We start from the raw sequence: 11,165 nt of genomic DNA, 5'->3' as shown, positions 1-11,165 counted from the left end.
GTCCGCGCGGTCGGCCCGGACAGTGCCGTGGCAGACATCGCCGCCCGAGCGGTCATCGACGCGTCCGGCAGTTGGGGCCGCAGCAACCCGCTCGGTGGCGGCCCGCTGGATCCGCCCGGACCTGCGGGAGCGGCTCGCGCTGCCGCTGGCCGCGCTGACCGGCGCGCCGCTCCTGCTGTTCGCCTTCGGGCCGGGCCTGCCGGCGGCGTGCGCGCTGATGGCGGCCGGGACGTTCGGGCTGGGTTACGAGCTGGTCGTCCAGCGGCGGCTCGTGGACGCGGTGCCCGAGGAGATCCGCGGGCAGGCGATCGGCCTGTACGGCAGCGGCCTCATGACCGGCCAGGCCGCCGGCATCGGGGCGGCGGGCGCCCTGGGCGAGGCGGTGGCGCCCGGACAGGTCATGGCGCTGTGCGGGGCCGCGACGCTGGTCGCGTGCCTCTGCCTCCACCGGCCGCTGCGCCGGGGGGTGTGGCGTGTTCGCCCCGCGAGGAGCCAACACGCCACGGAAGCGGCTACTTCTGCCAGGGGAAGCGGTCGGCGAAGGCCGGCTTGAGGTGGTCCAGCCAGACCGCCTCAGGGTCGTACTGCGCGAAGAAGGGCTTGCCGACGAGGTCGGCGTCGCGGCACTGGATGAAGTGCAGCGCGAAGACCTTCTGGCCCGCGATCTCCAGGACCCCGTCCACGCAGACCTTGCCGGGCGTGGCCGACATGGACGGGCCGCGGACGGTCCGCGACAGCCCGGAGACGTGCTTGTAGGCGTCGCGGAAGATCTCGTACGCCTGGCCGAGCGGCACCGCGAAGTAGTCCTGCGGCCCCGTGTCGCGCTCGACGAACATGTAGTACGGGATCAGACCCATCCGGGTCTGCGTGCGCCACATGCTCTCCCAGGTGGCGGGGTCGTCGTTGATCGTCCGGATCAGCGGCGCCTGGGTGCGGATGACCGCCCCGGTGTCGCGGATGCGGCGGCACGCCTCGGCGACCATGAGGGGTTCGAGCTCGCGCGGGTGCGTGAAGTGCGCCATGAACGCCAGGTTCTTGCCCGAGGCGACGACCTGCTCGAACAGCCGGAGCATGTCGTCGGCGTCGGGGTCGGTGACGAACTTCTGCGGCCAGTACGCCAGCGACTTGGTCCCGATCCGGATGGATTCGAGCTGTTCGATGTCGAGCAGCGGCTCGACGTAGCGGCGCAGCACCGGCTCGCCCATGATCATGGCGTCGCCGCCGGTGAACAGGACGCTGGTGACCTCGGGGTGCGCGAGGATGTACTCGCGCAGCGCGGTGGGCTCGTCACCGGCCATCTTCAGGTCGGCCTCGCCGACGAACTGCGCCCACCGGAAGCAGTAGGTGCAGTAGGCGTGGCAGGTCTGGCCCTGCTTGGGGAAGTACAGCACCGTCTCGTCGTACTTGTGCTGCATCCCGGGGATCTTGCCGTCCCCGAAGCTCGGGATGTTGAGCTCCATCTGGCCCGCCGGATGCGGGTTCAGCTTCATCCGCACCAGGTGGGCGGCGGCCTCGATCTCCGCCTTCGGCGCCTCGCGGCTCAGCAGGTCCGACAGATGCGCGACGTCCTCGGCGGGAAGCATGTCCTCCTGGGGGAAGACGAGCCGGTAGATCGGATCGTCGGGGGCCGCCGACCAGTCGATGAGCTCCTCGATGACGTATGCGTTCGTCCGGAAGGGCAGGACCGTCGCCACCGCCCGGGTCGCGAGCCGCTGCGCGGGTGTCAGCCCCGCGCGAGCAGTGAGCTCGTCGAGGTGCTTCGCCGTGAAGGCGCGGAACTTGCGACCGGTGGATCGCATTGCGGGAGCCGCGTCGTTCACCAGTGTCACGTGTTGGTACTCCTTGCTGTCAGCGGGGGAAGCGCACCCGGGCGCGCCGCCACGTACCGTGATCAGAACCGCTCGGGCCACCCTCATTCAACCGTTTGGGGTGGCTTCATGCCGAATTAATACCCCCTGTACCGCCCCGACAAAGCCATGGTCAGGACATCCCCGACAAATAGGCTCCGTCATCATCGTTGACGCCTCATGTCTTGTCCAACGGCTACAGGACGTCAACTTCTCCGTCAGCGCCGCTCAAGTCTTCGGCCAGCGGATACTCGGCTAAGACCGCCCCAGGTCACGCAGCTGCGGCCGGTTCGGAAATACTGGGGGGCGGGTAGGACCGATCGGCGCGCGGACCGCGCGGGCGTGAGGGGGCCGGGTGAACGCTGACCACCGGGGCGGGCCGGGTGTCGTCCCCATGCACCTGATCGTCCTCGCGGGGCTGGCGTCGGTCACCTACGCCAGCTTCGTGCTGGAGAACCTCCTCAGCCCCAAGCTGGACTTCTTCAACGGCTACGTGAGCGAGCTGTCGGCCTCCGACCAGCCGTTCCACTTCGTCTACAGCGCCGGTGACCTCATCACCGGCGTCCTGTCGATCCTGGTGGCGGCCGGGACGCTCCGCAACCTCACCCGCAAGCCCCTCGCCACCGCGGGGTGGGTGTTCCTCGGCCTGTTCGGCGTGTGCGCCATCGGCGACGCGTCCTTCCCCCTCGACTGCGCGCCGAGCCTGGAGACCTGGTGCGCCCTCCGGGAGCGCTCCGAGAACGTGTCGTTCTCCCACGAGTTCCACTCGGTGACCAGCAGCGCCGTGATCGTCTGCGGGGTGGCGGCGCTGCTGCTGCTGTCCCTGGCCGCCCGCCGGTACGGCTGGTGGCCCGCCCTGGCCCGCTGGGGCTGGCTGCTGGCGCTCGCCGAGTCGGTGGCCGCGCTCGGGACGCTGGTGGCGATGTACGCGGGGCAGTGGCTCGGGATCGTCCAGCGCGTCCAGATCGGCATCCTGTGCCTGGGGCTGCTGACCATCGCGTGGGCGCTGTACTCCGACCGGAGGGACGCGGCGCGCGCGGCGCGGGACGCGCCGGACGACCGGGCGGAGGCGCTCCTGTGAGCCGCGCGAACGGCAGGGCGGCCGGCGGCGCGGACCGCGGCCCCGGCGAGATCGTGAACGTGGGCCGCGAGCAGGTGCACGTCGTCGAGTCGGGCCCGGCGGACGGGCCGCCGCTGCTGGTCAGCTCCGGGCTGGGCGGCGCCTGGTTCGACTGGGAGCCCTCGGTCGCGCTGCTCCGGAAGGACCACCGGGTGATCGTCTACGACCGTCCGGGCCTCGGGCTCAGCCCCGCGGCCGCCGCGCCGCCCTCGCTGCGCCGCGACACCGCCGTCATGGGGGCCCTGGCGGAGCGGGCCGGCCGGCCGGTGACCGTCCTCGCGCACTCGATGGCCGCGTTCGCCGCCGAGGCGCTGGCCAGGACGCGCCACCGGCTCGTGCGGGGCATGGTGCTGCTCGATCCGAGCTACGAGGGCGACGCGTGGGTGCCCGTGCGGCTGGCCGCCGCGCTGGCCCCGCTCGCCGCCGCGGCGGGCGCGGTGCTCGGCGCGACCCGGCTGGCGCGGGTCGCCGGGCCGCTCGGCCGCCGCATGGTCCTCAAGCGCACCAGCCTCCGGGACGACATCGTCCCGGAGGAGGTCGTCCGGTCGGTGTACGGGCGCGGGACGGTCCTCGGCACGGTCCTCGCGGAGGAGCTGGCCTACCGGGAGATGGCCGCCGACCTGGCGGGGCTGCGCGGGCGGCGCCCCTTCCCGCCCGTCCCGCTGGCCGTGGTGACCGCGCTGGGCGACGTGGACGGCGACGACCGCAAGCGCGCCTGGGCCGAGGCGCACGAGCGGCTCGCCGGGATGACCCCGCACGGCAGGCGGATCGAGCTGCCCGACGCCCTGCACATGGTCCCGCTCGACCGTCCCGACGCGGTGGCCGACGCGGTCGCCGGCCTCCGCCGGATGGAGGGGGCGGCATGAGGCGCCTTCCCGCCGCCGTGCTCGCGATCCTGCTCGCCGCGACGATGTCCGGCTGCAAGGTCATGCAGAGGATCTCCGACGGGGCGTACCGCAACGCCGTCACCGACGGGGTCGTGGACGAACTGGGCGCGCGGGGCATCGACCTGCGGGGGCGCCCGGACTGCAGGTCGCCGGGCCGGGAGACCGACTCGGTGGTCCGCGTCGACTGCACGGCCCGGACCACGACCGGGGAGCCGGTCACCGTGCAGGGCGTCGCCCACGACGCCGACACCGAACGTCCGCGCGAGTCCTACGTGGTGACCGTCGGCGGGCGCGAGGTGCTCCGCAAGAGCTGCCTGGGCCTCGGCTGCGAGCACCCGAACGGCTGACCGGGCAACGAATCCGCCTACGGAACGGAAAATCCGAACACGCAGTGCATGCAGGGCCGTACCGTCGGTGACGTAGCGAGTGTGAAGATTCCCAGCGTGAAGATGCCGCGCCTCCGGATCGGCCGCAAGCCGGCCCTGATCCTGGGGTCCGTAGCGCTCCTCGTGATCGCCGCTGTGGGCGGCGGCGCGTTCCTTCTGATGTCCGGCGGCGAGGAGTTGCAGTACAAGACTCAGGCCGCACTGCGCAGGGCGCTTCCCGTGACGGCCACCGCCGAGCTGCAGAAGCGCGGCGTGCGGCTGGGGGCGCCGCTGCGGTGCGCGGACCTGCCCGGCTGGACGAGGAAGAAGATGCGCGTGTCCTGCACCGGCATGACCTCGGACGAGAAGCCGGTCGAGGTCATCGGCAGCGGTGAGCAGGAGTCGCGCCGCAACTACTACACGATCCTCGTGGACGGCCGGCCGGTCGTGGAGAACGCGTCGTGCCTGGGCGCCGACTGCCGCAAGAACGAGGGCTAGGGCCGTCGGCGTGAGGATCGCCACTCCGGGCGTGGGGCGCCGAGGCAGGCGAAAGGACGCCATACGATGCGATGAGCTGCGTTCTTGCGGCCCACCGTGTTTCCTTCCGTCCTCCTGGAGCGGCCATGACCGGCACCGGCGAGCCGTCGCGGCCCGTGACGCCTCGCCCGGCGGAGCCCGGCCCGCCCGAGCCGGGCCCCGCGGCGCCCCGCACCGCACCGTCCCGCACAGGGCCCTCTAGCACGGGGCCGTCCAGCACGGGGCCGTCCCGCCCCGGGCCGTCCGGCGGCGCCCCGCCCCGGACGAACCCGGCGCCGCCGCGATCCGCCCCGCCGCCCGGAAGCACCGCGCCGCGCCCGGCGCCGCGCCGTCCCGCGACGGTGCGCCCGCTGCCGATCGCGGTCGACACGATGGGCGGCGACCACGCCCCCGAAGAGATCATCGCGGGGGCGGTGGCCGCGGTCCGCGAGCACGGCGTCCGGCTGGTGCTGGTCGGGCGGGCGGCGCGGATCCGGCGGGAGCTTGACCTGCACGGCGTCCTCGGCACGATCCCCATCGTGAACGCCGACGAGGCCCTGGACATGGGCGAGGGCGCGCTCGCGAGCTGGCGCAAGCCCCGCTCGTCCATCGCGATCGCCTGCCACCTGATCAAGCAGGGCCGGGCGTCGGCGCTGGTCTCGGCGGGCAGCACCGCCGGGGTGGTGGCGACGTCACGGCTGCGGCTCAAGGGGCAGCAGGGCGTGATGCGCCCGGCGATCGCGGTGGCCCTGCCGACGCGGCCGCGCCCCACGATCCTGCTGGACGCGGGCGCCACCGCGGACGTCAAACCGGAGGGCCTCGTCCAGTTCGCCGCGCTCGGCACCGCGTACGCGCAGATCCTGCTCGGGGTGGACCGGCCGTCGGTGGGCCTGCTCAACATCGGCGCCGAGCCGGGCAAGGGCAACAAGCTCACCAAGCGGGCGCACGAGCTGCTCGCGACCGGCAGCCACGGCATCGAGTTCGCCGGGAACGTGGAGGGCCACGACCTGCTGAGCGGCCGCGTCGACGTCGTCGTCGCCGACGGCTTCACCGGCAACGTCGCGCTCAAGGCCGTGGAGGGCACCGTCGCCACCGCGTTCGCGGAGATCCGCGACGCGATGACCTCCACCCCCGCCGCGCGGATGGGCGCGCTGCTGCAGCGGCGCCGCCTCCAGGACCTGCGCGACCGCCTCGACCCCGACACCTACGGCGGCGGCGTCCTGCTCGGCCTGAACGGGACGGTCGTGATCGCGCACGGCGCCTCCCGGGCCCGCGCCATCACCTCGGCCTGCGACCTGGCGCACCGGCTGGCCGCCGGGCGGATCGTCGAGCGGATCCGCGAGCAGGTCGCCGCGACCCGCACGTCCCGCTTCGGGCGCTGGACGCACGGCGAGCGCGACGGCGACAGGCCCGCCGACAGGCCGGCGGACCGGCCCGGCGAGAAGGTCCCGGAGGTCCCCTCCCCCGCCGCCGACACCGTCCCCGACCGCACGGAGCCGCCCGCCGGGCACTAGCCCCGCGCGAAACCGATTCCGGGCCTTGCCGCGTCGCCGATAACCTTGGGTCATGCCCGATCCGCAACTCGTACTCGCCGCCCGGGTCCAGGCCGCGCTGAGCGCCGCTTTCGGACCGTCGTACGCGGACACCGACCCGGTCATCCGGCCGTCGCAGTTCGCCGACCTTCAGGCCAACGTGGCGCTGCCGCTGGCCAAGAAGCTGGGCCGCAAGCCGCGAGACGTGGCCGAGGAGATCGCGGCGCACCTCGACACGGCGGGGGTCGTGTCGCAGGTGCAGGTCAGCGGGCCCGGGTTCATCAACCTGACGCTCAGCGACGGGTGGATCGCCGGCGAGGCGCAGCGGGCCCTGGAGGACGAGCGGCTCGCCGTCCCCCTCGCGGACAAGCCGCAGAAGGTCGTCGTCGAGTACTCCTCCCCGAACGTGGCGAAGGAGATGCACGTCGGGCACCTGCGGACCACGATCGTCGGCGACGCGATCGCGCGGATCCTGGCGTTCCTCGGGCACGAGGTCGTCCGGGACAACCACGTCGGCGACTGGGGCACCCCGTTCGGCATGCTGATCGAGCACCTGCTCGACCTCGGGGAGGACGCGGCCGCGCGGGACGACTCGTCCGTCAGCGACCTGACCGCGTTCTACCAGGCCGCGCGGGAGAAGTTCGACGGCGACGAGGCGTTCGCCGACCGGTCCCGGCGCAGGGTCGTCGCCCTCCAGGCGGGCGACGCCGAGACGCTGCGGCTGTGGAACGTCCTCGTCGAGGTGTCGAAGCGGTACTTCAACTCCGTCTACGGGCGGCTCGGCGTCACCCTCACCGACGACGACATCAAGGGCGAGAGCTACTACAACGACCTGCTGGCCCCGACCGCGCGGGAGCTGGAGGACAAGGGCATCGCGGTGATCAGCGACGGGGCGCTGTGCGCGTTCCCGCCCGGGTTCACCGGCCGGGAGGGCGAGCCGCTCCCGGTGATCATCCGCAAGAGCGACGGCGGCTACAACTACTCCACCACCGACCTCGCCACGATCCGGTACCGGGTCGACACCGAGCACGTCGACCGGATGATCTACGTGGTCGGGGCGCCGCAGTCGCTGCACTTCCAGATGGTGTTCGCCGTCGCGCGGATGGCGGGCTGGCTGAACGACGAGGTCAAGGCCGAGCACGCGCAGATCGGCAACGTCCTCGGCACCGACGGCAAGATCCTGCGGACCCGGGCCGGCGGCACCGTCAAGCTGTCGGAGCTGCTGGACGAGGCGGTCGAGCGGGCCGGCGCCGTGTTCGACGAGATCCAGCACGACGAGCCGTTCGACGACGCGACCCGGGCCGAGATCGTCCAGGCCGTCGGCATGGGCGCGGTGAAGTACGCCGACCTGTCGGTGGCGCGCGACAGCGAGTACACCTTCGACTTCGACCGGATGATCTCGTTCAACGGCAAGACCGGCCCGTACCTGCAGTACGCGACCGCGCGGATCCGGTCGATCTTCCGGAAGGGCGGCCTGTCCCCCGAGGACGCGACCGGCCCGATCACGCTCGCCCATCCGGCCGAGCGGGCGCTGGCGCTGGAGCTGCTCGGGTTCGGCGCCGTGCTGAAGCAGGCCGGCGAGACCGCCGAGCCGCACCGGCTGGCGAGCTACGTCTACTCGGTCGCCGACGTCTACACGACGTTCTACGAGAACTGCCCGGTGCTGAAGGCCCCCGACGAGCAGACGCGGGCGTCGCGGCTGGCGCTGTGCGCGGCGACGCTGCGCACGCTCGTCACCGGCCTCGGCCTCCTCGGCGTCCCCACCCCCGAGCGCATGTGAGACGGGCGCCGGGCGCGGCGCCCGTACGTCACGGCACGCTCGTGCCGTGCGGCGAGGGCTGTCCGGGGAGGGACGGAGCCTGCGGCCGGGCCTCCCCCTGCGCGGGGCCCTGCGCGTGCCCGGCCCGTTCGCGGGTGACCTGCTCGCGGACGGCCGGCACGATCTCCAGGGCGAACACCGGGAGCTGCTCGGGGTCGCCCCCGTACAGGAACGTGTCGACGCCGTGCCCGACGGCCAGCTCGGTCAGCTCGTAGATCCACTGGCGCGGCGGGCCGTGCAGGAAGCCCCGCGACTCCCGCCCGTCGACGTCCCCTTCGAGGACGTAGACGCGGCGGATCTCGCCGGGTCCGCGACCGGCTCTCAGCGCGGCCTCGTCGACGCGGCGCTGCCCGTCCGCGAGCCGCTTCGGCGGGACGAGCGACGACGGCGCGATCCAGCCGTCGGCGACCCTCCCGGCGAGGTCGAGGCCGCGCGGCCCGGTGACGCCGAACCAGATGCCGATCTGGTGCGCGGGCGCCGGGCCCGCCTGCGCCGCCGCGAACCGGTAGTGCTCCCCCGCGAACCGCAGCCCGTTCTGGTCGCTCCAGTGCAGCCGGATGAGCTGCACGGCCTCCTCCAGGGCGCGCCGCGACGCCGCGCCGTCCAGGCGCGGCCCGCCGTAGGCCTCGACGCCGCCCGGCTCCATCCCCGTGCCGAGCCCGAGCTCGGCGCGGCCGCCGCTGAGCCGGTCCATCGTCGCGATCGCCTTGGCGAGCGCGGCCGGCTGCCGCAGCGGCAGGCACGCCACCGCGGGCAGCACCCGGATCCGGGACGTGCCGGCCAGCACGGCCGCCATCAGCGCGAGCGCGTCGGCGGTGTCGCGCCGGTACGGCTGGTCGCGGATCCCGAGCAGGTCGAGCCCGAACCGGTCCGCCTCCCGGGCGGTGTGGAGCAGCGGGGCGGAGGCGTCCGGGGCGAGGGACAGGCCGAACCGCAGCGGGCGTTTCGGCCGAGGCGGCGTCACTGCAGGTAACCTTCGACCTCGTCCGGCGGCCGGACCTCCGCGCCGCCGGGGTCCTCGCCGGCCTCCAGTCTGGCCCGGCGGCGGCGCAGCAGGTCCCAGCACTGGTCGAGCGCGACCTCCAGCCGCTCCAGCCGCCGGTGCTCCTCCTCACGGTCGAGCTCGTCGCGCTGGTACCGCTCGCGGAGCCGCCGCTCCTCCCCCACGTACTCGTCGATGCGAGCCAGGATGTCCTTCTCGTCCATCGGAGTCTCAGCGCTCGCGGCCGCGGTCGGTGAGCCCGCTCAGGAACCCGCCGTCCGTCCGCGTGGAGTGCTGGAGCGAGTTGGTCTTCGGCTCCACGACGGGCGGCGGCGGCGCGGGCCGCGCGGCGGGCGTGCCCGCGGTCGTCGTCCGCGTGGTCGCCGTCCGCGCGGGCGTCTTGCGGGCCGGGGCCGCGGACTTGGCGGTCCCCGATCTGGCCGGCCCCTTCGCGGTGCCCGACCCGGTGCTCGTGGTCGTCCGCGACGACGTCGACTTGCGGGCGGCGCTGGTCCTGGACTTGGGCGCGGCCGCCTTGCGGGCCGTCCCCGACGTCTTGGCCGTCCCCGTCGTCTTCGCGGTGCCGGACGTCTTCGCCGATGCCGCCGTCCGCGACGTGGCCGCCTTGGACGTGGACTTGCGCGCCGTGGACGTCTTCGAGGCGCTCGTCCGGGCCGACGCCGTCCCGGACCGGCTCGACGCCGCCGTGGTGGACTTGCGGGCCGTGGTCCGGCTCGTGCCGCTCTTGCCCGCCGCCGTGGTCTTCTTCGCCGTCGTGGCGCGGGTCCCCGTCGACTTGGCGGTGGTGGTGATGACCTTCGCCGCCGCGTCCATCGCCTTGGCGGCGTCGGACATGGCCTTGGTGGCGCTGGTCATCGCCTTGGTCATCGCCGTCATGGCCTTGGCCGACGAGGACGCCTTGGTCGCCACCGACTTCATCTGCGTCGCGGCGGTCTTGGCCTGGCTCGCGGCCTTGGTGACGCGGGTCGCGGCCGCCGACGACGACGCCGACGACCGGCTGGACGCGGCCGGCTTCTTCGCCGTGCCGCTCCTGGTCGCGGTCGTGCGGCTGGTCGTGGACCGCGACGGCGTCTTCGCCGCCGAGGTCCGTTTCGCCGCCGGCTTCTTGGCGGCAGTGGACTTGGTCGCTGATGTGCTCTTCGTACGGGCGGCCGACCCTCGGCTCGCCGTACGCGATGCTGTCTTGGTAGGCACTGATCTCCCCCCACTGTGATCAGTTACGGGGAGATCTATTCCACACTTCGTGACCCTCTACACACGCGGCGTCATTTCAGCTCAGACGCCCACCGGATGCCAGACGGTCTTGGTCTCCAGAAACGCGGTCATACGTGCGGTTCCGGGCTCATCAGCCCAGTTGTCGCCCGTCGGGAGCAGCACGCGCTTGAGGTTCCCCGCCGCCTTGTCCTCCAGTTCCTGGAGGTGCTCGGGGAGGGCGCCGGCGAGGTCGATGGCGTTGACGTCCATGTGGGCGGCCAGCCAGGGGGCGATCTCGGTGCGGTGGCCGGTGAGGATGTTCACGACGCCGCCGGGCAGGTCGGAGGTCGCCAGGACTTCGGCGAGGGTGACGGAGGGCAGCGGCGCCGGTTCGGACGCGATCGCCACGGCGGTGTTGCCGGTCACGATGACCGGGGCCAGGACGGACACCAGGCCGAGCAGGGGCGAGTCGGGCGCGACGACGGCGACGACGCCGGTGGGTTCGGGGGTGGAGCAGTTGAAGAACGGCCCGGCGACGGGGTTGGCGGCGCCGGCGATGGCGGTGAGTTTGTCGGCCCAGCCGGCGTACCAGACCCAGCGGTCGACGGCGGTGTCCACCTCCGTCCCGGCGGCGCCCTTGGACGCGCCGGCCTGGCGCAGTTCGTCGACGAACTGGTCGCGGCGGCCTTCCAGCATCTCGGCGATCCGGTAAAGGATCTGGCCGCGGTTGTAGGCGGTGCGTCCGGACCAGCCGGGGAAGGCCTTGCGGGCGGCGACCACGGCGTCTCGGGCGTCCTTGCGGGAGGCTTGGGAGGCGTTGGCGAGCAGGCGGCCTTTGGTGTCGGTCACGGGGTAGGACCTGCCGGATTCGGAGCGGGGGAA

At 73.3% G+C, this 11,165-nt stretch carries 13 protein-coding genes; 8 read left to right on the top strand and 5 right to left on the bottom strand.

Annotated features, from left to right (window positions below; all coding sequences use genetic code 11):
* Positions 1 to 22 precede the first annotated feature (22 nt).
* Entirely contained in the window at positions 23 to 553 is a 531-nt protein-coding gene (locus AB0K37_RS36470) for an MFS transporter (protein ID WP_363989170.1), read from the top strand.
* On the opposite strand, the gene AB0K37_RS36465 is transcribed toward AB0K37_RS36470, so the two are convergent.
* Positions 513 to 1,799: a lysine 2,3-aminomutase gene (locus tag AB0K37_RS36465; protein WP_363989161.1), complete on the bottom strand. Its 1,287-nt coding sequence runs from the start codon at positions 1,797 to 1,799 to the stop codon at positions 513 to 515. The genes AB0K37_RS36470 and AB0K37_RS36465 overlap by 41 nt on opposite strands.
* Positions 1,800 to 2,202: 403 nt before the next feature.
* Here AB0K37_RS36465 and AB0K37_RS36460 point away from each other — a divergent pair, with 403 nt between their 5' ends.
* The 6 genes from AB0K37_RS36460 (at position 2,203) to argS (ending at position 8,047) form a co-directional block, all read left to right on the top strand.
* A complete protein-coding gene (locus AB0K37_RS36460; protein ID WP_363989159.1) occupies positions 2,203 to 2,928 on the top strand; it encodes a DUF998 domain-containing protein in 726 nt (241 codons plus the stop codon).
* Positions 2,925 to 3,833 carry an alpha/beta hydrolase gene (locus tag AB0K37_RS36455; RefSeq protein WP_363989157.1) on the top strand — a complete coding sequence of 303 codons (909 nt, stop codon included), beginning with the start codon at positions 2,925 to 2,927 and terminating at the stop codon, positions 3,831 to 3,833. Before AB0K37_RS36460 ends, AB0K37_RS36455 begins: the two co-directional genes overlap by 4 nt.
* Entirely contained in the window at positions 3,830 to 4,201 is a 372-nt protein-coding gene (locus AB0K37_RS36450; protein ID WP_363989154.1) for a hypothetical protein, read from the top strand. The genes AB0K37_RS36455 and AB0K37_RS36450 overlap by 4 nt, the downstream gene beginning before the upstream one ends.
* A gap of 102 nt (positions 4,202 to 4,303) precedes the next feature.
* Positions 4,304 to 4,717, top strand: a complete 414-nt coding sequence (locus AB0K37_RS36445) for a hypothetical protein (protein WP_363989167.1) — start codon at positions 4,304 to 4,306, stop codon at positions 4,715 to 4,717.
* A 380-nt stretch (positions 4,718 to 5,097) separates the two neighbouring features.
* Positions 5,098 to 6,249 (top strand): phosphate acyltransferase PlsX, encoded by a 1,152-nt coding sequence (gene plsX, locus AB0K37_RS36440; RefSeq protein ID WP_363989164.1) that lies wholly within the window; start codon positions 5,098 to 5,100, stop codon positions 6,247 to 6,249.
* A 52-nt stretch (positions 6,250 to 6,301) separates the two neighbouring features.
* Positions 6,302 to 8,047 carry an arginine--tRNA ligase gene (argS, locus tag AB0K37_RS36435; protein ID WP_363989151.1) on the top strand — a complete coding sequence of 582 codons (1,746 nt, stop codon included), beginning with the start codon at positions 6,302 to 6,304 and terminating at the stop codon, positions 8,045 to 8,047.
* A 28-nt stretch (positions 8,048 to 8,075) separates the two neighbouring features.
* On the opposite strand, the gene AB0K37_RS36430 is transcribed toward argS, so the two are convergent.
* From AB0K37_RS36430 to AB0K37_RS36420, 3 genes are read right to left on the bottom strand one after another with little or no spacing between them, the layout of a single operon-like run.
* Positions 8,076 to 9,050 carry an LLM class flavin-dependent oxidoreductase gene (locus AB0K37_RS36430; protein WP_363989149.1) on the bottom strand — a complete coding sequence of 325 codons (975 nt, stop codon included), beginning with the start codon at positions 9,048 to 9,050 and terminating at the stop codon, positions 8,076 to 8,078.
* Positions 9,047 to 9,292: a DUF2630 family protein gene (locus AB0K37_RS36425; RefSeq protein ID WP_345173269.1), complete on the bottom strand. Its 246-nt coding sequence runs from the start codon at positions 9,290 to 9,292 to the stop codon at positions 9,047 to 9,049. Before AB0K37_RS36425 ends, AB0K37_RS36430 begins: the two co-directional genes overlap by 4 nt.
* A 7-nt stretch (positions 9,293 to 9,299) precedes the next feature.
* Positions 9,300 to 9,956 carry a hypothetical protein gene (locus tag AB0K37_RS36420; protein WP_363989146.1) on the bottom strand — a complete coding sequence of 219 codons (657 nt, stop codon included), beginning with the start codon at positions 9,954 to 9,956 and terminating at the stop codon, positions 9,300 to 9,302.
* Here AB0K37_RS36420 and AB0K37_RS36415 point away from each other — a divergent pair.
* Positions 9,931 to 10,302 (top strand): hypothetical protein, encoded by a 372-nt coding sequence (locus AB0K37_RS36415; protein WP_363989143.1) that lies wholly within the window; start codon positions 9,931 to 9,933, stop codon positions 10,300 to 10,302. The two genes, AB0K37_RS36420 and AB0K37_RS36415, sit on opposite strands and share 26 nt — an antisense overlap.
* A 62-nt stretch (positions 10,303 to 10,364) precedes the next feature.
* Here the strand turns inward: AB0K37_RS36415 and AB0K37_RS36410 are convergent.
* The coding region (locus AB0K37_RS36410) for an aldehyde dehydrogenase family protein (protein WP_363989140.1) at positions 10,365 to 11,165 on the bottom strand (801 nt) is incomplete at its 5' end.

Source organism: Actinomadura sp. NPDC049753 (assembly GCF_040674655.1).
In the GTDB taxonomy this organism is placed as follows: Bacteria; Actinomycetota; Actinomycetes; order Streptosporangiales; family Streptosporangiaceae; genus Spirillospora; species Spirillospora verrucosospora.
The sequence above is the reverse complement of the archived record's forward strand: the minus strand, read 5'-3'. Positions and strand labels throughout refer to the sequence as shown.